The following is a 20,112-nucleotide window of genomic DNA, read 5'->3' on the forward strand; positions in this document are numbered from 1 at the left end:
AAAATCGTCAATTCGCCAAATCGCCTTAGTGTTCGATAATCGCACGCAAAACTAACCGGGTAGTACACTTTAAATTGCTGCGCGCAGTGATGCAGCCAATAATTTCCCTCACTATAAAAACCCATTCCCTTGTAGGAGCTGCCGAAGGCTGCGATCTTTTGATCTTGATCTGAAAAGCAACATCAAACGACCGCAGCCTTCGGCAGCTCCTACATAAAAGCGGCGCAGTCCGGGAGTTGAAACATGCAGCGTTCCATTGCCACCGTTTCCTTGAGCGGCACCCTGCCGGAAAAACTCGAAGCCATTGCCGCCGCCGGGTTCGACGGCGTGGAGATTTTCGAAAACGACCTCCTGTACTACGACGGCAGTCCCCGGGAAATTAAACAGATGTGCGCCGATCTCGGCATCGCCATCACCCTGTTTCAGCCGTTCCGTGACTTCGAAGGCTGCCGCCGCGATCGCCTGGCGCGTAACCTGGAGCGTGCCGAGCGCAAGTTCGATCTGATGCAGGAACTTGGCACCGACCTGGTGCTGGTCTGCAGCAACGCCTCGCCGGACAGTGTCGGCGATCAACAAATCCTCGTCGATGATTTGCGCCTGCTGGCCGAACGCGCCGCTGCCCGTGGCTTGCGCATTGGTTACGAAGCGCTGGCCTGGGGCCGGCACGTCAGCACTTATCAACAGGTCTGGGACATCGTCCGTCAGGCTGATCACCCCAATCTCGGCGTGCTGCTCGACAGCTTCCACACCCTGTCGCTGCAGGGCGATCCCCGCGCGATCGCCGATATTCCCGGCGACAAGATCTTTTTCGTGCAAATGGCCGACGCGCCGATCCTGGCCATGGATGTGCTGGAGTGGAGCCGGCATTTCCGTTGTTTCCCGGGGCAGGGCGAATTTGATCTGCCGGGTTTCCTCGCGCCGATCATCAAGAGTGGCTATAGCGGGCCGCTGTCGCTGGAAATCTTCAACGATGGCTTCCGCGCCGCACCGCCACGGGCCAACGCCGCCGACGGTTTGCGTTCGCTGCTGTATCTGGAAGAGAAGACCCGTCAGCGTCTCGAGCAGGAAGCGACGCCGGTAGCCAACCGTGAAATTCTTTTCGAAACGCCGCAGGCCAGTGAATACAACGGCGTTGAATTTCTCGAGTTTGCCGTCGACGAAGCGCTCGGCGCGAAGCTCAGTCACTGGCTGCAACGCCTCGGTTTTGCCAAGGCGGGCCAGCATCGCTCGAAAAGTGTCAGCCTGCTGCGTCAGGGCGATATCAACCTGATTCTCAACTCCGAACCTTATTCGTTTGCTCACAGCTTTTTCGAAGCCCACGGCCCGTCGCTGTGCGCCACGGCTGTGCGGGTCAAGGACAGCACCAGTGCGCTGGCCCGCGCGGTCGCTTACAAGGGGCAGCCTTATCGCGGGCTGGTCGGGCCGAATGAACTGGAACTGGCGGCGGTGCGTGCACCGGACGGCAGCCTGATTTATCTGGTCGATGAGAAAGCCGACGTATACGGCACCGATTTCAATCTGTTGCCGGGCGCGCAGACCGGTGGCGGCCTCAAGCGTATCGATCACATGGCCATGGCGCTGCCGGCGGACAGTCTCGACAGTTGGGTGCTGTTCTATAAAAGCCTGCTGGATTTCGAGGCCGACGACGAAGTGGTTTTGCCCGATCCGTACGGTCTGGTGAAGAGCCGCGCATTGCGCAGCCGCGACAGTTCGATCCGTTTGCCACTGAACATCTCGGAGAACCGCAACACCGCCATTTCGCATGCGCTATCGAGTTATCGCGGCTCCGGTGTGCACCACATCGCCTTCGATTGTGACGACATCTTTGCCCAGGTCAGTCGCGCCAAAGAGGCCGGCGTGCCGCTGCTGGACATCCCGTTGAATTACTACGACGACCTCGCGGCGCGCTTCGATTTCGACGATGAATTCCTCAGCGAACTGGCCTATTACAACGTGCTCTACGACCGTGACGCTCAGGGCGGCGAGTTGTTTCATGTCTACACCGAGCCGTTCGAGGGGCGGTTCTTCTTCGAGATCATCCAGCGCAAGAACGGTTACGCCGGTTATGGCGCGGCCAACGTTGCGGTGCGGCTGGCGGCGATGGCCAAATCCCGCAGCGGTGCGGTGCGTCAGGCGAAGTTGTAGGGAATTCGTAAACGCGGGATTAAACACCGGCTGCGCGGCTTCCTTCACTGTCCCGCGCGGCCCATAATCGCCAGCTTGTGCAGTGATGGCCGTGAGCCCGCGATGACCATGAATTCAGAACTTTCCGCCGCTGCTGTCGAGTCCGAGGCAGTGCCGCGCAAGAGTCGCAAGAACAACCCGGAAAAGACCCGCGAGAACATTCTCCAGGAGGCGATCGTCGAGTTCGTCCAGCAGGGCCTGTCCGGCGCCCGCGTCGACGCGATCGCCGAGCGCATCCACACCTCCAAGCGCATGATCTATTACTACTTCGGCAGCAAGGAGCAGTTGTACGTCGAGGTGCTGGAGAAACTCTACGGCGATATCCGCAGCACGGAAAACCGCCTGCATCTGGATGAGTTGCCGCCCGAGTTGGCGATCCGTCGGCTGGTGGAATTCACCTTCGATCACCACGACCGCAACGTCGATTTCGTGCGCATCGTCAGCATCGAAAACATCCACAACGCCGAGTACGTAAAGCGTTCCGATGCGATCAAGGCGCTGAACAACACGATCCTCGACACCTTGGGCGGAATTCTGCAGCGGGGTGCGGACGAAGGTTTGTTCCGGCGTGGCATCGATGCGCTGGATGTGCACCTGCTGATCAGTTCGTTCTGCTTCTATCGCGTGTCGAACCGCCACACGCTGGGGGAGATCTTCCAGATCGACCTGCCGGATGAAGCCATCAAACAGCGCCATCGGGAAATGATCTGCGAATCGGTGTTGCGCTACCTTAAGGCCTGACTCGATCTCCCTGTGGGAGCGAGCCTGCTCGCGAAAGCGGCGTATCAGTCGCCATGTTCGTTGACTGATCCGACGCCTTCGCGAGCAGGCTCGCTCCCACAAGAGTTACCCTGTCGTTCAGCCATTCATGCGCTGAAAATGCTCAAGCATGCGCTGCGCATCCGGCACCACGCCGCTGAACAGTTCAAACGCCTTCACCGCCTGAAACACCGCCATGGTGCCGCCATCCAGCGTGCGGCAACCCAAAGCGCGGGCGTCGCGCAGCAGTTCGGTTTCCAGCGGGAAATACACAATTTCCGCGACCCACATTTGCTTGCGCAGCAACCCGGCCGGCACCGGTGAACCCGGCAGCTTGGCCATACCCATCGGCGTGGTGTTGACCAGGCCATCGGCCTGCGCCAGCGCTCCGGGCAAATCCCCTCCGGCCTGCGCGCGACTGGCGCCAAAATGTTGATTCAGATTGTTTGCCAGACTTTCCGCGCGCTCGCGATCAACATCAAAAATCGTCAGTTGCCGTACGCCTTCGCTGAGCAGTGCGTGGGCCACTGCCGCGCCTGCGCCGCCAGCGCCCATCTGGACGACACGTTCGCGCGCAACGTCCGTCAGACCCCGGCGAAACCCCTCGGCGAAACCGAGGCAATCGGTGTTGTGGCCGACACGCTTGCCGTCCTTCAGCACCACGGTGTTGACCGCGCCGATACCTCGTGCTTCCGGCGACAATTCGTCGAGCAGTGGGATGACGGCCTGTTTGCACGGGAAAGTGATGTTCAGCCCGGTGTAGTTCATCCGCTCGGCCGCGTGCAACAAGTCGGGCAGGGCCGTGCTGTCGAGGCGCAATTGATCGAGGTCGATGAGCTGGTACAGATAGCGCAGGCCTTGCGCATCCCCTTCGTGCTCATGCAGTGCCGGTGTACGTGAAGCCTGAATCCCGGCGCCGATCAGCCCGGCGAGTATCACCTTGGAACGCGACATGGTTCTTACCTCTGCAACCGCTGGCGGAAATGCTCCAGCGCCAGGCGATAACCATGGCTGCCGAACCCGCACATCACCGCCGTGGCAATGCCGGAAACAAACGAATGATGACGGAACGGCTCGCGGGCATGCACGTTGGACAGATGCACCTCGATCACCGGTAATTCACTGGCGACCAGCGCATCGCGAATCGCCACGGACGTGTGCGTCCACGCCGCCGGATTGATCACGATCCCGGCACAACGACCGCGCGCGGCGTGAATCCAGTCGAGCAGCTCGCCTTCATGATTGGTCTGGCGAAATTCCACGGTCAGGCCGAACTCGTCAGCCGCACGACCACATAGCGCCGAAATATCCGCCAGGGTCTCATGACCATAAGTCGCCGGCTCGCGGGTGCCGAGCAGGTTCAGGTTCGGGCCGTTAAGCACCAGAACGATAGGGGGCATGGGGGCAACTCCACTTATTGTTTTTGGCATCGGCCGAGAGGGTTCAGCCTGTGGAGATAAAATGTACTAGATGGTTACATCGGTCAATTGAACAGGAATGACCTTGGCGTTTTATGTTCGGTGATCGCACAGATCAAAAGATCGCAGCCTTCGGCAGCTCCTACAGATAACCGCGTTCCACATGTAGGAGCTGCCGAAGGCTGCGATCTTTTAGAGCACCCACAAAAAAGCCGTCAATCACGACGGCTTTTTCGTATCAGCTACCCGTGATCAACGCCGGGTCAGCAGCACACCGGATTCCATGTGATGGGTCCACGGGAACTGGTCGAACATCGCGCACTGGGTGATACGGTGCGTGTCATGCAACTGGGCGATGTTGGCCGCCAGGGTGTCCGGGTTGCAGGAGATGTAGAGGATGTTGTCGAAGCGCCGGGTCAGTTCGCAGGTGTCCGGGTCCATGCCGGCGCGCGGCGGATCGACGAAAACGCTGCCGAACTCGTAGCTCTTCAGATCGATGCCCTGCAGGCGGCGGAACGGGCGCACTTCGTTGAGCGCTTCGGTCAGTTCCTCGGCGGACAAACGCACCAGCGTAACGTTATCCACAGCGTTTTCGCTGAGATTGCTCAGGGCTGCGTTGACCGACGTCTTGCTGATCTCGGTGGCGAGCACTTTGCGCACGCGAGTCGCCAGCGGCAGGGTGAAGTTGCCGTTGCCGCAGTACAACTCGAGCAGATCGTCGCTGCGATCACCCAGGGCTTCGTATGCCCAGTTGAGCATCTTCTGGTTCACCGTGCCGTTGGGCTGGGTGAACGCGCCTTCGGGCTGGCGATAGCTGAAGGGGCGGCCGCCGACTTCGAGTTTCTCGACGACATAGTCCTGGCCGAGCACTTCGCGCTTGCCCTTGGAGCGGCCGATGATGCTCACGCCGAGATCGGCCGACAACTGAGTGGCTGCCGCATGCCAGTGCTCGTCCAGCGGGCGGTGATAGCACAGGGTGATCATCGCGTCGCCGGCCAGCGTGGTCAGGAATTCGACCTGGAACAACTTGTGGCTCAGCGCCGAACTGGCTTGCCACGCGGCCTTCAACTGCGGCATCAACTGGTTGATGCGCAGGCTGGCGATAGGGAATTGCTCGATGAGGATCGGCGTGCGCTTGTCGTCCTGAGAGAACATCGCGTAATGCCGCTCGCCGCCCTCGCGCCACAGGCGGAACTCGGCGCGCAGGCGAAAGTTCTGCAACGGCGAATCAAACACCGTCGGCGCAGGTGCATCGAACGGCGCCAGCAGATCACGCAAGCGCGTGACCTTGGCTTCGAGTTGTTCGGCGTAGGCTTGAGAATCGAAAGTCATGCGTTGAACCAACCCAGCTTGATCACAAACAGAATCGACAGAATCACCAGTGCCGGGTTCAGCTCACGGGCACGGCCGGACAGCAGCTTGATGGCGGTCCAGGCGATGAAGCCGAAGGCGATGCCGTTGGCGATCGAATAGGTGAACGGCATGGCCAGCGCGGTAACCACAACCGGCGCAGCCACCGTGATGTCGTCCCAGTCTATTTCCGCCAGGCCGGAGGTCATCAGCACGGCGACGAACAGCAGTGCTGGCGCGGTGGCGAAAGCCGGAACACTGGCCGCCAGCGGCGAGAAGAACAGCGCCAGCAGGAACAGGATTGCCACGACGATGGCGGTCAGGCCAGTGCGGCCACCGGCACTGACGCCGGCTGCGGATTCGATGTAACTGGTGGTGGTCGACGTGCCCAGCAGCGAACCGGCCATGGCCGCCGTACTGTCGGCGATCAGCGCACGGCCCATTTTCGGCATGTGGCCGTCCTTGCCCATCAGGCCGGCGCGCTTGGCGACGCCGATCAGGGTCCCGGAGTTGTCGAACAGGTCGACGAACAGGAAGGCGAAGATCACGCTGACCAGACCGATGTCCAGTGCGCCTTTGATATCCAGTTGCAGGAAGGTCGGCGCCAGCGACGGCGGCATCGACATGATGCCGCCGAACTTGGTGACATTCAGCGCGATCGAGGCGATGGTCACAGCGAGAATGCCGATCAGCACCGCACCGCGCACTTTCAGCGCTTCGAGGGCGACGATCACAGCGAAGCCGATTGTCGCAAGGATCGGTGCCGGTTTGGTCAGATCACCGAGGCCGACCATGGTCGCCGAATTGCCGACCACGATTTCGGCGTTGTGCAAGGCAATCAATGCCAGGAACAGACCGATACCGGCGGCGATCGCCGAGCGCAGTGGCAGCGGGATGGCATTGATGATCCATTCACGGATGCGGAAGATCGACAGCAGAAAGAACAGCACGGCGGAAATGAACACCGCCCCCAGCGCAACTTGCCAGGTGTGACCCATGTGCAGAACCACGGTGTAGGTAAAGAAGGCATTCAGACCCATGCCCGGAGCGAGGGCGATCGGGTAGTTGGCGATCAGGCCCATCACGGTCGAACCGATGGCGGCCGCCAGACAGGTGGCGACGAAAATCGCGCCCTTGTCCATGCCGGTCTCGCCGAGGATGCTCGGGTTGACGAACAGAATGTAAGCCATGGCCAGGAAAGTCGTGACGCCCGCAAGAATTTCGGTGCGCACGTTGGTGTTGTGTGCCTTGAGTTGAAACAGCCTTTCCAGCATGTCTGCTCCCCGTGGCGCGCTTGGCGCCGTGAATGTATCGACCTCAACAGCAAAGCACAGACCGTCGCAAGCGCCTGGGAAATTGTCGTGGGCCGGAAAAAGCCGCGCATCATACCAGTCGCGTGAGGAATTTGGCGGATGTTGGTGTCGATCGTCGGCGAAGTTTTGCGCAGCCGACAACTGCGCCATACTGCGCGCTGATTTTTTGGAGTGGGCAGGCATGCGCAACGGCGGGATCAGGATTTTCGGATGGATTGCAGCACTACTGGTAACAGCTCCAGCGTTCGCGGCATCGGCGCCGCCACTCTCCGAGGTGAAGGTGATCAAAGTGCAGTCACCGTCCTGCGGTCTGGAAGATATTGCCGCTAACCAGCCGCAAACCCAGTGCGATCACAGCGGGCCGAATGTCAAGGTCTACGTGCTGGAAGTCGGCTATGGCCAGAACCAGCCACACGTGACGCTGGATGGTTTCGAGGTCAACGGGACCCGAGGTCCGGTGTGCGCCTTCGATAACGGCAACCTCACCGAATGCACGCCTGGCAGCAAAACCGTCGGTTCTCTGTATACCTTCGATCTGGCCGGCAAACAGCAAGGCACCTTCAACTTCAGCAACACCTCGATCAACGCCCCGCGCAACACGCTCTCGACCCAGCTTTACATCAAGTAACGGCTGTCTGCGCACAGGGTGGGACAAAGCTGACTACGCTTGACTGACTATCCAGCGGAAAGCGCCCATGACTTCCAGAGCCCTGATTGCCCTCGCCGAGGGCATCGACGATTTGCAAAGCGTGACCTTGATCGACGTGCTGCGCCGCGCCGGCATCGAAGTGATAGCCGCCAGCATCGAAGGCCGGCGCATGCTGACCTGCGCGCGCGGCACCCGACTGACTGCCGATGGCATGCTGGTCGATGTGCTGGCGCAAAGCTTCGACCTGATTGTCCTGCCGGGCGGCGACGTCGGTTCCCGGCATCTGGCGGCGCATCAGCCCTTGCAGCAATTGCTCAAAGACCAATCCAGCGCCGGCAGGCTGTTCGCCGCCATCGGCGAAGCTCCGGCTGTCGCCCTGCAAGCATCAGGCGTGCTGCGCCAGCGACGCATGACCTGCCTGTCCGGTGCCAGCCATCAGTTGTCGGGCTGTACGTTTGTCGATCAACCAGTGGTGGTCGACGGCAACTGCATCACCGCCCAAGGCTCGGGCGCGGCACTGGAGTTTGCCTTGACTCTGGTCGAGCAGCTTGGCGGCAAGGCGCTGCGGGTGAGGGTGGCGGGGGAGTTGATGGCCTGAAGGATTCAGACCTTCTCTTCCACCGGCACATGCATACGATCCCGATTCGCCAACGTCGGGAACAGTTTGATCCACGTTCCCGTCACCACCAGCGTGCCGATCCCGCCCATGACCACCGCCGGCACGGTGCCGAACCAGTGGGCGGTGAGGCCGGATTCGAATTCGCCTAACTGATTTGAAGCACCGATGAACAGGCCATTCACCGCGCTGACCCGGCCGCGCATTTCATCGGGGGTTTCCAGTTGTACGAACGAGGCACGGATGACCATGCTGATCATGTCCGCCGCGCCGAGCACCACCAGCACCGCCAGCGAGAACCAGAACGAGGTCGACAGGCCGAACGCGATGGTGGCGACGCCGAAGATGCCGACGGCGGTGAACATCACCCGACCGACATTGCGTTCCACGGCAAATCGCGCCAGAAACAGCGACATCAGCAACGCACCCACCGCCGGCGCCGAGCGCAACAGGCCAAGGCCCCACGGGCCGGTCAGCAGAATGTCCTTGGCGAACACCGGCAGCAACGCCGTGGCGCCACCGAGCAACACGGCGAACAGGTCCAGCGAGATCGCGCCGAGAATGTCCGGACGGCTGCGGATAAAGCGAATCCCCGCCAGCAACGAATCCAGTGTGGCTTTGCCTTTGTTCAGCGGCGTCTGGCGGGCCGGCAGATTGAGCATCAGCGCGCAGGCGATCACGTACAGCAACACGGTCGGGCCGTAGACCCAGACGCTGCCGAATGCATAGAGCAAGCCGCCGAGTGCCGGTGCGACGATGGTCGCCGACTGTTGCGCCGATTGCGCGGCAGCGACGGCGCGGGGGAACAGGGCGCTGGGGACGATGCTGGGCAGTAGCGCCTGAGTCGTTGGCATCTCGAACGAACGCGCCGCGCCGAGCAGAAAGGCGAGGGTGAAAATCATCTCGCGAGTGACGTGATCGGTGGCACTGCCGACGGCCAGTGCCAAAGCAATCAACGCCTGCAACGACTGACAGAGCGCGGCGACCTTGCGCCGGTCATAGCGATCGGCGACATGGCCGGTGTGCAGCATGAACAGCACGCGCGGAGCAAATTCGACCAGCCCGACCAGGCCCAGATCCAGCACGTTGCCGGTCAGTTGATACAGGTTCCAGCCAATCGCCACGGTGAGCATCTGAAAGCCGCTGGCGGTAAAGATCCGCGCCAGCCAGAAGGCCATGAACGGACGATGGTGACGTAACAGCAGGGGCTCTTGTGTGGGCATCTGAAGGCAGGTCTTGGACGGGTGAACGGCGAGATTATCACCAGTCTGTAACAGGAAGTTGCTACGAGAAACAATTCAGTTAGCCAGGCAAGGGTTTTTTCCGCCGCGTGGATCAGGCGCAACGGCCATCCGCTCGATTGCGAAGGAGTGAGACAACTTGCCACGCGGCAAACGACCACGCAGTTCATTGGCAAAAATGGGACTACTCTTTCAACGTTGCTTGATCCAGATCAAGGCCTCATCCGGAACTGATCTGGCGGCCATTTGGCCAGACTCCCTGCGTTGCGATGGTTGCAAAAAAAGAACGAATCCGAATTCGCCGCACTCCATATCCGTGGGGGCAGTGGTGCAGGCCTCCGGGCCAGCTACCCGTATTACCTGACAGAGGAAGCCATATGTTCGGTTTAGAGGCTCTGGATCTCGCCCGAATTCAATTCGCGTTCACCATCTCGTTCCACATTCTGTTCCCGGCCATCACCATCGGCCTGGCGAGTTACCTGGCAGTGCTCGAAGGTTTGTGGCTGAAGACCCGCAACGACACCTACCGCGATCTCTACCATTTCTGGTCGAAGATTTTTGCCGTCAATTTCGGCATGGGCGTGGTTTCCGGGCTGGTCATGGCTTATCAGTTCGGCACCAACTGGAGTCGTTTCTCCGACTTCGCCGGTGCCGTCACCGGGCCGTTGCTGACCTATGAAGTGCTTACGGCGTTTTTCCTTGAAGCTGGTTTCCTTGGCGTCATGCTGTTCGGCTGGAACAAGGTCGGGCGCGGCCTGCACTTCTTCTCGACGGTGATGGTAGCGATCGGCACGCTGATTTCGACCTTCTGGATTCTCGCCTCCAACAGCTGGATGCAGACCCCGCAAGGCTTTGAAATCGTCAACGGTCAGGTCATCCCCACCGACTGGCTGGCAATCATCTTCAACCCGTCATTCCCGTACCGCCTGATGCATATGGCCACGGCCGCGTTCGTCGCAACGGCGTTCTTCGTCGGCTCGTCGGCGGCCTGGCACCTGCTGCGGGGCAGGGACAACCCGGCGATCCGCACCATGCTGTCGATGGCCATGTGGATGGCGTTGATCGTCGCGCCGATCCAGGCAGTGATCGGCGACTTCCACGGCCTCAATACGCTCAAGCATCAGCCGGCGAAAATCGCGGCGATCGAAGGCCACTGGGAAAACCATGGCGACGAGGCAACGCCGCTGATCCTGTTCGGCTGGCCGGACATGAAAGAAGAGCGCACCAAGTTCGCCGTGGAGATCCCCTACCTCGGCAGCCTGATCCTCACCCACTCGCTGGATAAACAAGTACCGGCGCTGAAGGAGTTCCCACCGGAAGACCGGCCGAATTCGACCATCGTGTTCTGGTCGTTCCGAATCATGGTCGGCCTCGGCTTCCTGATGATTTTCACCGGTCTTTGGAGCCTGTGGCTGCGCAAGCGTGACTCGCTGTACACCTCGCGGCCGTTCCTGCATCTGGCTCTGTGGATGGGGCCGTCCGGCCTGATCGCGATTCTCGCCGGCTGGTTCACCACTGAAATCGGCCGTCAGCCTTGGGTGGTCTATGGCTTGATGCGCACCGCAGATGCTTCGTCCAACCACAGCTTCATGCAGATGAGCATCACCCTGATCATGTTCGTTGTGGTGTATTTCGCCCTGTTCGGCGCCGGGCTCGGCTACATGATGCGCCTGGTGCGCAAAGGGCCGAAGATCAGCGAAGGCAGCGAAACGCCGGACGGTGGTCCAGGCAAGAAGCGCACCCCGGCGCGTCCGTTGTCCGCAGCCGACGATCCGGCCGAGGGCGAGCACGAAGACAACACTCGCTTGACCAAGGAGATTTGACTCATGGGTATCGATCTTCCGCTGATCTGGGCCGTGATCATCATCTTCGGCATCATGATGTACGTAGTCATGGACGGCTTCGACCTGGGCATCGGCATTCTCTTCCCGTTCGTGCCCGGCAAGACTGATCGCGATGTGATGATGAACACGGTCGCCCCCGTGTGGGACGGCAACGAAACCTGGCTGGTGCTGGGCGGCGCGGCGTTGTTCGGCGCATTCCCGCTGGCCTATTCGGTGGTGCTGTCGGCGCTGTACCTGCCGCTGATCTTCATGCTGATGGGCCTGATCTTCCGTGGCGTGGCTTTCGAGTTCCGCTTCAAGGCCAAGGATGAAAAACGTCATCTGTGGGACAAGGCGTTCATCGGTGGTTCGATCGCGGCGACGTTCTTTCAGGGCGTGGCGCTCGGTGCTTTCATCGATGGTTTGCCGGTGGTCAACCGACAGTTCGCCGGCGGTTCACTGGACTGGCTGACGCCCTTCACGCTGTTCTGTGGCGCGGCGCTGGTGGTGGCCTATGCATTGCTCGGTTGCACCTGGCTGATCATGAAAACCGAAGGCAAGCTGCAGGAACAGATGCATGACCTGGCGCGGCCACTGGCGTTTGTTCTGTTGGCAGTGATTGGTATCGTCAGCCTGTGGACGCCTCTGTCGCATCCGGAAATCGCCTCGCGCTGGTTCAGCATGCCGAATCTGTTCTGGTTCATGCCGGTGCCGATCCTGGTGCTGGTCACCTTGTACGGCCTGATTCGCGCGGTGGCACGTAACGCCAACTACACGCCGTTCCTGCTGACCCTGGTGCTGATCTTCCTCGGCTATAGCGGCTTGGGCATCAGCCTGTGGCCGAATATCGTGCCGCCGTCGATCTCGATCTGGGACGCCGCCGCGCCGCCGCAAAGTCAGGGCTTCATGCTGGTCGGCACGCTGTTCATCATCCCGTTCATCCTGGGGTATACCTTCTGGAGCTACTACGTGTTCCGCGGCAAGGTCACCCACGAAGACGGTTATCACTAATCCCATGCTGGGCTTGCCCTGTGGGAGCGAGCCTGCTCGCGAAGGCGTCCGCAGTGACGCCTTGGCTTAACGGAGATCGATGCAATGACCGGCAAACATTCCCTGCACGACATTGAAGAAGCCGAAAAAAAGCCGCTGTGGCAGCGGCTCGGCTGGTTGGCCCTGATCTGGGTTGGCAGTGTCGGCGTGTTGTTCATCGCCGCCAGCCTGATGCGCATGTTCATGAATGCCGCGGGTCTGACCACCCACTGAAACATCCGGTTCCGGCGCCTTCGGGTCTGGATTTGCAACCCTCCTCACGGAGGGTTTTTTTATGCCGCAGACTTATTTGCGCGCCTTGAGGATGACGAATTTCGGCGTGGCCGCCACTTGCTCGACACCGCGGAACAGGCGCGCCAGTTTGCTGTGATAGCCCAGATGCCGATTGCCGACAATGTATAGCGCACCGCCGACCACCAGTGCCTCGCGCGCCTGCTGGAACATGCGCCAGGCGAGGAAGTCGCCGACCACCTGTTGCTGATGGAACGGTGGGTTGCACAGCACCACGTCCAGTGACTGCGGCGCCTGCCCGGCCAGACCGTCGCCAGCGCGCACGATGACTTCACGATCGCCCAACGCTGCGCGCCAGTTCTCGGCAGCCGATTGCACTGCCATGAACGATTCGTCGACCAGCGTGTAATGTGCATCCGGGTTCTGCAAGGCGCTGGCAATTGCCAGAACACCATTACCGCAACCCAGGTCGGCGACTCGCGAATTGCCAAGGTTTTTCGGCAGATGCGGCAGAAACGCGCGAGTGCCGATGTCGAGGCCTTCGCGGCAGAAGACGTTGGCGTGGTTGAGCAATTCGATTGCCGGCTCGTCGAGACGATAACGAGTCGGGTAGGGCGATGTGGCGGGCGCTTTGGTGTCAGGCGTGGCGATCAGCAGTCGGGCTTTCTTCACGGCCAGCGACGCCTGGACCGGGCCGATGTAGCGCTCCAGCAGGTCGCCAGCAGCACGCGGCAGATGCTTGACCATGGCGGCGGCGATCACTTGCGCACCGGGAGCGAGTTGCCCTTGCAGGCGGATCAATTGCTCCTCCAGCAGCGCCAGGGTTTTGGGGACGCGGATCAGTACCCGATCAAACGGCCCGACCAAAGGCTCACTGGCCGGTATCGGACGGATCGCGTCGAACGCCTGGCCATTGCGCAGCAGATTCTTTTCCAGCCCGAGGAAACCCAGGAACGAGTCGCCGCTGCTGCTGATCTCGACCTTGCCCAGCAGACTGATCGCCAAGGCGCCAAAGCTGTCATTGAGCACCAGCACGCGCGTGCGGCTCTCAGGTTGTTCGCTGGCGAGATGATTGAGCAGGTATTCGTCCGCCGCGTCGAACGCTTGCAGCGGTTCATTTTGCTGTTCAGGCTGGCGGATCAGGTCGAGCTGGGCGAAAGGCGTTTCGAGCAAGGGCATGGGGCGGGGACTCAGGATATTCGGCAGATATCCCGTTGCCGGCAGATCGTGCGACGGGATCCGACCGAGTGGACTGCGACGCAAGCAGGTTGCGTCATCACTCGGAAAGGCCTGAATGGTACGTTTTTTTGCGCGTAAATACTTGCAGGATTACCGCGCGATAACGCTCAGCTGTCAGATGATCCCGGCACGAGCGGCGGCAATCACCGCAGAAATCTTGTTGCAGACGTTGAATTTCTCGATGACGTTTTGCACATGGTAGTTAACGGTGCGTTCGCTCAGGCTGAGGATCCTCGAGATATCGTGAGCGGTTTTTCCCACAGCGGACAGTTTCATGATCTCCAGCTCCCGGGACGATAGCCTGGGCTTGCTGGGCTTGGCCTGCAGGGGAATGGTGCGGGCATACAATTCGCTGAGGTGCTGGTTGGCGTAGAACAGATAACCATAATGCTCATACAGCTCGAGCGGGCTGATCGGGCAATGGGTGCGCGCCAGGCTGATGATGCTGCACAAAGCGCTGGCTTCGTCATGAAACGCTTGCGACCAGCCATGTTGCAGTCCGTTCTGTTTCAGCGCCTGCCACAGTTCGGGCGCGTCTGAAAACACGGTCTCCTCCCAAACGATCGGCAATATTGAGTGAGTGCAATGCGCTATCACCGGATCGATATTCCGATAGTTCTCTTTTTTGTACTGGACGTTCCATTCTTTCGGATAGTTATTGATTTGCAAGGCGTTAAGATGCACTTCGCGATTGGCTGACGTGACGGTGATGGCGCAGAAATTAAAGCCCAGGTTTTCGGCGAATCTCAGCAATATTGCATAAGCCGATTCTATGCCCTTCGCAAACGTCAGTTGTTTCAATTGTGATTCCTTCCACGTTTCCATGAACTATCGCCTCCATAGCCTGATATCGGGGCGCCAAATGGATCCAAAAGATCCGGCACGAATCGAAGTGTAGGATCTTTCCTGCGAATCGCCTTACATTATTTCGAGATTGAAACTTTGATGTTTTTTATAAAGTGTTCTTAGCAATACAGGCTGTTATATTTTAAATGCCATATTAAAGTTATTGCTCCAGAACTGACTCTGGCGGCACATGCAACATCGCAGTGCCGCTGTTATCAATACCATTACCAATCACGAGTGTTTGCCAGCTCGATTTTGCGGGACACTGGGGGGAATTGTTTCAAGGAGTGCCTCATGACTGCCAGCGCCGAGAAGTACACCACCCAGACCTTGCTCGATGTGCGACCGTTGACCCCGAACCTGTTCACGCTGCGCACCAGCCGCGATCCCGGCTTTCGCTTTCGTGCCGGCCAGTTCGCCCGGCTGGGCGTGACCAAGCACGATGGCAGCACGGTCTGGCGCGCGTATTCGATGGTCTCATCGCCGTTCGACGAGTTTCTCGAGTTCTTTTCCATTGTTGTGCCGGGCGGTGAATTCACCAGTGAGTTGAGCCGGCTCCAGGTCGGCGACACTTTGATGGTCGAGCGCCAAGCGTTTGGTTATCTGACGCTGGATCGCTTTGTCGATGGCCGAGACCTTTGGTTACTGTCCACCGGCACCGGAGTAGCGCCGTTTCTGTCGATCCTGCAGGACTTCGAAGTCTGGGAGAAATTCGAGCGGATCATTCTGGTTTACAGCGTGCGCGAAGCACGGGAACTGGCTTATCAGGAGTTGATCGCCGGGTTGGCGCAACGTGACTATCTGAGCGAATACGCCCACAAGCTGCAATTCATCCCCACTGTGACCCGTGAAGCACACCCCGGCGCGCTGCAGGGCCGGATCACCACGTTGATCGAAAATGGCGAACTGGAGCGAGCGGCGGGCGTTGAGCTATCGCCAGAGCATTCGCGGGTGATGCTGTGCGGTAATCCGCAAATGATCGACGACACCCGCGCCTTGCTTAAACAGCGCGACATGCGCCTGAGCCTGACGCGCAAGCCGGGGCAGGTGGCCGTGGAGAATTACTGGTAACGAAAACGGCACCCGCGGGTGCCGTTTCAATGTGTAGCGAATGCCTCAGGGCCTCTCGTTCTGTGCTTTGAGCAGGTCGCGGATTTCGCCCAGCAGTTGCTCTTCCTTGCTAGGGATCGGTGGCGCGGTGGGTGCTACCGCTTCTTCACGCTTGAGGCGGTTGATGGCCTTGACGCCCATGAAGATCGCAAATGCGACGATCACAAAATCCAGCACCGTCTGCAGGAATTTGCCGTAAGCCAGGACCACGGCGGGCGCATCGCCCTGGGCGGCTTTGAGCGTGACGGCCAGATCACTGAAGTCGACCCCACCGATCAACAGGCCGATCGGCGGCATGATCACGTCGCCGACAAACGACGAAACAATCTTGCCGAACGCTGCGCCAATGATGATACCGACGGCCATATCGACCACATTGCCTTTGACCGCGAAGGCCTTGAACTCGCTAAGCACGCCCATAGTTATTTCCTTGTTACAGATGAGTTTGGTGTTGGCAGTGTAATTCAGCGAAACGCCTCCTGCGCGAAACACCTTCTTACAATGCCCGTTTTTATCGACACATCAATTGACGATTAGTTTGCAAAATGCCAGCAATCGCGCGCGAAATACGCGGTAAAGCGCTGATTGCACAGCCAATTTCCTCAATCATGGTGTTACGTTCTTTCTATTTATGTTCAGCGGCACAGGCCTCTAGCCTTGGTGTGGCGCACCTGGATGCGCCCAATAAAACCAGAGGAACCTGATATGACATCCATTCCTGGACTGGGGGCTTTTCCCCATCGCCGCACCTTCGGTGTGCTGACCGCCAGCCTGCTGACCTTTTCAGTCAATGCCGCTCCGCTGACTCGCGATAACGGCGCTGCGGTCGGTGACAATCAGAACTCGCAAACCGCTGGCGCCACCGGCCCGGTGCTGCTGCAGGATGTGCAGTTGATCCAGAAGCTGCAGCGCTTCGACCGTGAGCGCATCCCGGAGCGTGTCGTGCATGCACGCGGCACCGGCGCCCACGGCACCTTTACCGTGACCAATGACCTCAGCGATCTGAGCAAGGCCAAGGTATTCGCCGCCGGCCAGAGCACCCCGGTATTCGTGCGCTTTTCGGCGGTGGTGCACGGCAACCACTCCCCGGAAACCCTGCGTGATCCGCGCGGCTTCGCCACCAAGTTCCACACCGCTGACGGCAATTGGGATCTGGTCGGCAACAATTTCCCGACCTTCTTCATCCGCGATGCGATCAAATTCCCGGACATGGTGCACGCCTTCAAGCCCGATCCGCGCACCAACCTCGACGACGATTCACGCCGGTTTGATTTCTTCTCCCATGTACCAGAAGCGACCCGCACACTGACCGAGTTGTATTCCAACTACGGTACGCCGGCCAGTTATCGCGAGATGGATGGTAATGGCGTTCATGCCTACAAGCTGATCAATGCAAAAAATGAAGTTCACTATGTGAAGTTTCACTGGAAGAGCTTGCAGGGGATTAATAATCTGCGGCCAAAACAGGTTGGCAAAGTTCAGGGTCAGGATTACAGCCATATGACCAATGACCTGGTCAGCAATATCAACAAAGGCAACTTTCCGAAGTGGGACTTGTACGTGCAAGTTCTCAAGCCGCAGGATTTGTCCAAGTTTGATTTCGATCCATTGGATGCAACCAAGATCTGGCCGGGTATTCCCGAACGCAAAGTTGGACAAATGGTCTTGAACCGCAATCCGGCGAATGTATTCCAGGAAACCGAACAAGTGGCCATGGCGCCGGCCAACGTAGTTCCGGGTATCGAGCCTTCGGAAGATCGTCTGTTGCAGGGTCGAGTGTTCTCTTATGCCGATACGCAGATGTATCGCCTCGGTGCCAACGCATTGCAATTGCCGATCAACGCACCGAAAACCGCAGTGAACAATGGCAATCAGGATGGTGCGATGAATTTTGGCGCCAGCCAGTCCGGCGTCAACTACCAGCCAAGCCGCCTGCAACCGCGTGAAGAAACGCCAGCGGCGCGTTACAGCCAGTCGGCGCTGGCGGGCAGCACCCAGCAGGCGAAGATTCAGCGTGAGCAGAACTTCAAGCAGGCCGGTTATCTGTATCGCTCTTACAGCAAGCAGGAACGCCGCGACCTGATCGACAGCTTCGGCGGCTCGCTCGCCACCACCGATGACGAAAGCAAGCACATCATCCTGTCCTTCCTGTACAAGGCCGACCCTGAGTACGGCAGCGGTGTGACCGAAGTGGCCAAGGGCGACCTCAGCCGTGTGAAAGCGCTGGCGGCCAAACTGACCGACTGATAGCGATGCGGCGCACGTGAGGGCTGTCCCGCCTCGCGTGCGCTCAAGGAGAGCCCGATGCGTATGTTTCTTTTAGGCCTGGCCGCGTGCCTGTCGACCCTCACCTGGGCGGCACCGGTCGAGCAAAATCCCGAGGCGATCAAGGCGCAGTTGCAGGATTATTATTTCGACGCTGCCCGCCGCGGCGACGTGCCGATGCTCGAGACCTTTATCGAGTCCGGCTATTCCCTCGATACCCGCGACAGCAAGGGTTACACCGCGCTGATTCTGGCGGCCTATCACGGTCAGGCGCCGGCGGTTGAGCGACTGTTGGCAGCGGGCGCGGACGCCTGTGCTCAGGATCAACGCGGCAACACGGCGCTGATGGGCGCGATATTCAAAGGCGAGTTGCAGATCGCCCGGCGCCTGATGGCCACCGATTGCAGCCCCGACCAACGTAACGGCGCCGGACAGACTGCGGCGATGTACGCCGGGCTGTTCAAACGTCTGGAATTACTTGATGCGTTGAAAGCCAAGGGCGCCGACCTTGATGCCGAGGATCCGCTGGGCAACAGTGCCGCGCGTCTGGCCAGCGGCGAAATCCGTACTGCCGCGCCGCGCTGATCGGCGATGGCTGCGTTATCATCGCGTCTTTTGTTCCGGGGGTTCTGATGGCCAAGGCCAAGCGCATGTACGGCTGCACCGAGTGCGGCGCAACCTTTCCCAAGTGGGCCGGGCAGTGCGGCGAATGCGGTGCCTGGAACACCCTGACCGAAACCATGATCGAAAGCGGCGGCGCCACGGCACCCACCGGGCGCACCGGTTGGGCCGGGCAGCAGGCACAGATCAAGACGCTCGCCGAAGTCAGCATCGAAGAAATCCCACGTTTTTCTACCGCCTCCGGTGAGCTTGATCGCGTGCTCGGCGGTGGTCTGGTCGATGGCTCGGTGGTGCTGATCGGCGGTGATCCGGGGATCGGCAAGTCGACCATTCTGCTGCAGACCTTGTGCAACCTGGCCAAGAGCATGCCGGCGCTGTACGTCACCGGTGAGGAATCCCAGCAGCAAGTGGCCATGCGTGCACGCCGTCTGGGCCTGCCGCAGGATCAACTGCGGGTGATGACCGAGACCTGCATCGAAACCATCATCGCCACTGCCCGCCAGGAAAAGCCCAAGGTGATGGTCATCGACTCGATCCAGACCATCTTCACCGAACAACTGCAATCGGCGCCGGGCGGCGTGTCCCAGGTACGTGAAAGTGCGGCGCTGCTGGTGCGCTACGCCAAGCAGAGCGGCACGGCGATTTTCCTCGTCGGCCACGTCACTAAAGAAGGCGCGCTGGCCGGTCCGCGTGTTCTGGAACACATGGTCGACACCGTGCTGTATTTCGAAGGTGAATCCGATGGTCGACTGCGTCTGCTGCGGGCGGTGAAGAACCGTTTCGGCGCGGTCAACGAGTTGGGCGTATTCGGCATGACCGACAAGGGTCTGAAAGAAGTCTCCAACCCGTCGGCGATTTTTCTCACCCGCGCTCAGGAAGAAGTCCCGGGCAGTGTGGTCATGGCGACGTGGGAAGGCACCCGGCCGATGCTGGTAGAGGTGCAGGCGCTGGTCGATGACAGTCATCTGGCCAACCCGCGTCGGGTGACGCTGGGGCTGGATCAGAACCGATTGGCGATGTTGCTCGCGGTGCTGCACCGTCATGGCGGCATTCCGACTCACGATCAGGATGTGTTCCTCAACGTGGTCGGTGGTGTGAAGGTGCTGGAGACCGCTTCGGATCTGGCGTTGATGGCGGCGGTGATGTCGAGTTTGCGCAACCGGCCGCTGCCACATGATCTGCTGGTGTTCGGCGAAGTCGGCCTGTCCGGCGAAGTGCGCCCGGTGCCGAGCGGGCAGGAACGTTTGAAGGAAGCGGCCAAGCACGGCTTCAAGCGCGCGATCGTGCCCAAGGGCAACGCACCGAAGGAATCGCCGGCGGGGTTGCAGATCATTGCCGTGACGCGCCTCGAGCAGGCCCTCGACGCACTCTTCGAGTAACCACAATCCCCCATGTAG

19 protein-coding genes are annotated in these 20,112 nt (G+C 59.9%); 11 read left to right on the forward strand and 8 right to left on the reverse strand.

Annotated elements, in window-relative coordinates; genetic code table 11:
• The first annotated feature begins 243 nt into the window (after window positions 1–243).
• Window positions 244–2,145, forward strand: a complete 1,902-nt coding sequence (quiC, locus tag AC4IHP_RS12080) for a 3-dehydroshikimate dehydratase QuiC (RefSeq protein ID WP_490831771.1) — start codon at window positions 244–246, stop codon at window positions 2,143–2,145.
• A gap of 102 nt (window positions 2,146–2,247) precedes the next feature.
• Window positions 2,248–2,925 carry a TetR/AcrR family transcriptional regulator gene (locus AC4IHP_RS12085; protein WP_460121606.1) on the forward strand — a complete coding sequence of 226 codons (678 nt, stop codon included), beginning with the start codon at window positions 2,248–2,250 and terminating at the stop codon, window positions 2,923–2,925.
• Window positions 2,926–3,042: 117 nt separating this feature from the next.
• Here the strand turns inward: AC4IHP_RS12085 and AC4IHP_RS12090 are convergent, their stop codons facing one another.
• The 4 genes from AC4IHP_RS12090 to AC4IHP_RS12105 form a co-directional block, all read right to left on the reverse strand.
• On the reverse strand, window positions 3,043–3,897 hold the full coding sequence (locus tag AC4IHP_RS12090; protein WP_490831772.1) for a shikimate dehydrogenase: 855 nt from the start codon (window positions 3,895–3,897) through the stop codon (window positions 3,043–3,045).
• A 5-nt stretch (window positions 3,898–3,902) separates the two neighbouring features.
• Window positions 3,903–4,343 carry a type II 3-dehydroquinate dehydratase gene (aroQ, locus tag AC4IHP_RS12095; RefSeq protein ID WP_460121602.1) on the reverse strand — a complete coding sequence of 147 codons (441 nt, stop codon included), beginning with the start codon at window positions 4,341–4,343 and terminating at the stop codon, window positions 3,903–3,905.
• 270 nt (window positions 4,344–4,613) lie between these two features.
• Entirely contained in the window at window positions 4,614–5,693 is a 1,080-nt protein-coding gene (trmA, locus tag AC4IHP_RS12100; RefSeq protein ID WP_490831773.1) for a tRNA (uridine(54)-C5)-methyltransferase TrmA, read from the reverse strand.
• Window positions 5,690–6,985 (reverse strand): NCS2 family permease, encoded by a 1,296-nt coding sequence (locus AC4IHP_RS12105; RefSeq protein WP_460121598.1) that lies wholly within the window; start codon window positions 6,983–6,985, stop codon window positions 5,690–5,692. Before AC4IHP_RS12105 ends, trmA begins: the two co-directional genes overlap by 4 nt.
• Before the next feature lie 220 nt (window positions 6,986–7,205).
• On the opposite strand from AC4IHP_RS12105, the gene AC4IHP_RS12110 reads away from it, so the two are divergent.
• Both AC4IHP_RS12110 and AC4IHP_RS12115 read left to right on the forward strand, forming a co-directional pair.
• Complete coding sequence (locus tag AC4IHP_RS12110; RefSeq protein ID WP_490831774.1) at window positions 7,206–7,652, forward strand: DUF4879 domain-containing protein; 447 nt, start codon at window positions 7,206–7,208, stop codon at window positions 7,650–7,652.
• A 67-nt stretch (window positions 7,653–7,719) separates the two neighbouring features.
• Window positions 7,720–8,271: a DJ-1 family glyoxalase III gene (locus AC4IHP_RS12115; protein WP_460121594.1), complete on the forward strand. Its 552-nt coding sequence runs from the start codon at window positions 7,720–7,722 to the stop codon at window positions 8,269–8,271.
• 5 nt (window positions 8,272–8,276) lie between these two features.
• Here AC4IHP_RS12115 and AC4IHP_RS12120 read toward each other — a convergent pair whose 3' ends face one another.
• A complete protein-coding gene (locus AC4IHP_RS12120) occupies window positions 8,277–9,512 on the reverse strand; it encodes an MFS transporter (protein ID WP_490831775.1) in 1,236 nt (411 codons plus the stop codon).
• A 395-nt stretch (window positions 9,513–9,907) separates the two neighbouring features.
• On the opposite strand from AC4IHP_RS12120, the gene AC4IHP_RS12125 reads away from it, so the two are divergent.
• The 3 genes from AC4IHP_RS12125 (at window position 9,908) to AC4IHP_RS12135 (ending at window position 12,616) form a co-directional block, all read left to right on the forward strand.
• Complete coding sequence (locus AC4IHP_RS12125; protein WP_024014409.1) at window positions 9,908–11,353, forward strand: cytochrome ubiquinol oxidase subunit I; 1,446 nt, start codon at window positions 9,908–9,910, stop codon at window positions 11,351–11,353.
• Window positions 11,354–11,356: 3 nt separating this feature from the next.
• Window positions 11,357–12,364, forward strand: a complete 1,008-nt coding sequence (gene cydB, locus AC4IHP_RS12130) for a cytochrome d ubiquinol oxidase subunit II (protein WP_016773089.1) — start codon at window positions 11,357–11,359, stop codon at window positions 12,362–12,364.
• Between the two features lie 84 nt (window positions 12,365–12,448).
• Window positions 12,449–12,616, forward strand: coding sequence for a DUF2474 domain-containing protein (locus AC4IHP_RS12135; protein ID WP_016773090.1), 168 nt, complete (start codon window positions 12,449–12,451; stop codon window positions 12,614–12,616).
• Window positions 12,617–12,688: 72 nt separating this feature from the next.
• On the opposite strand, the gene AC4IHP_RS12140 is transcribed toward AC4IHP_RS12135, so the two are convergent.
• Both AC4IHP_RS12140 and AC4IHP_RS12145 read right to left on the reverse strand, forming a co-directional pair.
• A complete protein-coding gene (locus AC4IHP_RS12140) occupies window positions 12,689–13,813 on the reverse strand; it encodes a methyltransferase (RefSeq protein WP_460121592.1) in 1,125 nt (374 codons plus the stop codon).
• A gap of 174 nt (window positions 13,814–13,987) precedes the next feature.
• Window positions 13,988–14,698, reverse strand: a complete 711-nt coding sequence (locus AC4IHP_RS12145) for an autoinducer binding domain-containing protein (RefSeq protein WP_490831776.1) — start codon at window positions 14,696–14,698, stop codon at window positions 13,988–13,990.
• 315 nt (window positions 14,699–15,013) lie between these two features.
• Between AC4IHP_RS12145 and AC4IHP_RS12150 the strand changes: the two genes are divergently transcribed.
• A complete protein-coding gene (locus tag AC4IHP_RS12150) occupies window positions 15,014–15,790 on the forward strand; it encodes a ferredoxin--NADP reductase (protein ID WP_490831777.1) in 777 nt (258 codons plus the stop codon).
• Between the two features lie 45 nt (window positions 15,791–15,835).
• On the opposite strand, the gene mscL is transcribed toward AC4IHP_RS12150, so the two are convergent.
• Complete coding sequence (gene mscL / locus AC4IHP_RS12155) at window positions 15,836–16,249, reverse strand: large-conductance mechanosensitive channel protein MscL (RefSeq protein ID WP_024014404.1); 414 nt, start codon at window positions 16,247–16,249, stop codon at window positions 15,836–15,838.
• A gap of 285 nt (window positions 16,250–16,534) precedes the next feature.
• Here mscL and AC4IHP_RS12160 point away from each other — a divergent pair, with 285 nt between their 5' ends.
• Genes AC4IHP_RS12160 through radA form a run of 3 tightly spaced genes read left to right on the forward strand, consistent with a single transcriptional unit; the run spans window position 16,535 to window position 20,094 of the window.
• Window positions 16,535–18,076 (forward strand): catalase, encoded by a 1,542-nt coding sequence (locus AC4IHP_RS12160; protein ID WP_490831778.1) that lies wholly within the window; start codon window positions 16,535–16,537, stop codon window positions 18,074–18,076.
• Window positions 18,077–18,133: 57 nt separating this feature from the next.
• Window positions 18,134–18,679: an ankyrin repeat domain-containing protein gene (locus AC4IHP_RS12165; protein WP_490831779.1), complete on the forward strand. Its 546-nt coding sequence runs from the start codon at window positions 18,134–18,136 to the stop codon at window positions 18,677–18,679.
• A gap of 47 nt (window positions 18,680–18,726) precedes the next feature.
• Entirely contained in the window at window positions 18,727–20,094 is a 1,368-nt protein-coding gene (gene radA, locus AC4IHP_RS12170) for a DNA repair protein RadA (RefSeq protein ID WP_095181861.1), read from the forward strand.
• Window positions 20,095–20,112: the final 18 nt, after the last annotated feature.

It is taken from the genome of Pseudomonas sp. UF-293 (genome assembly GCF_058245595.1).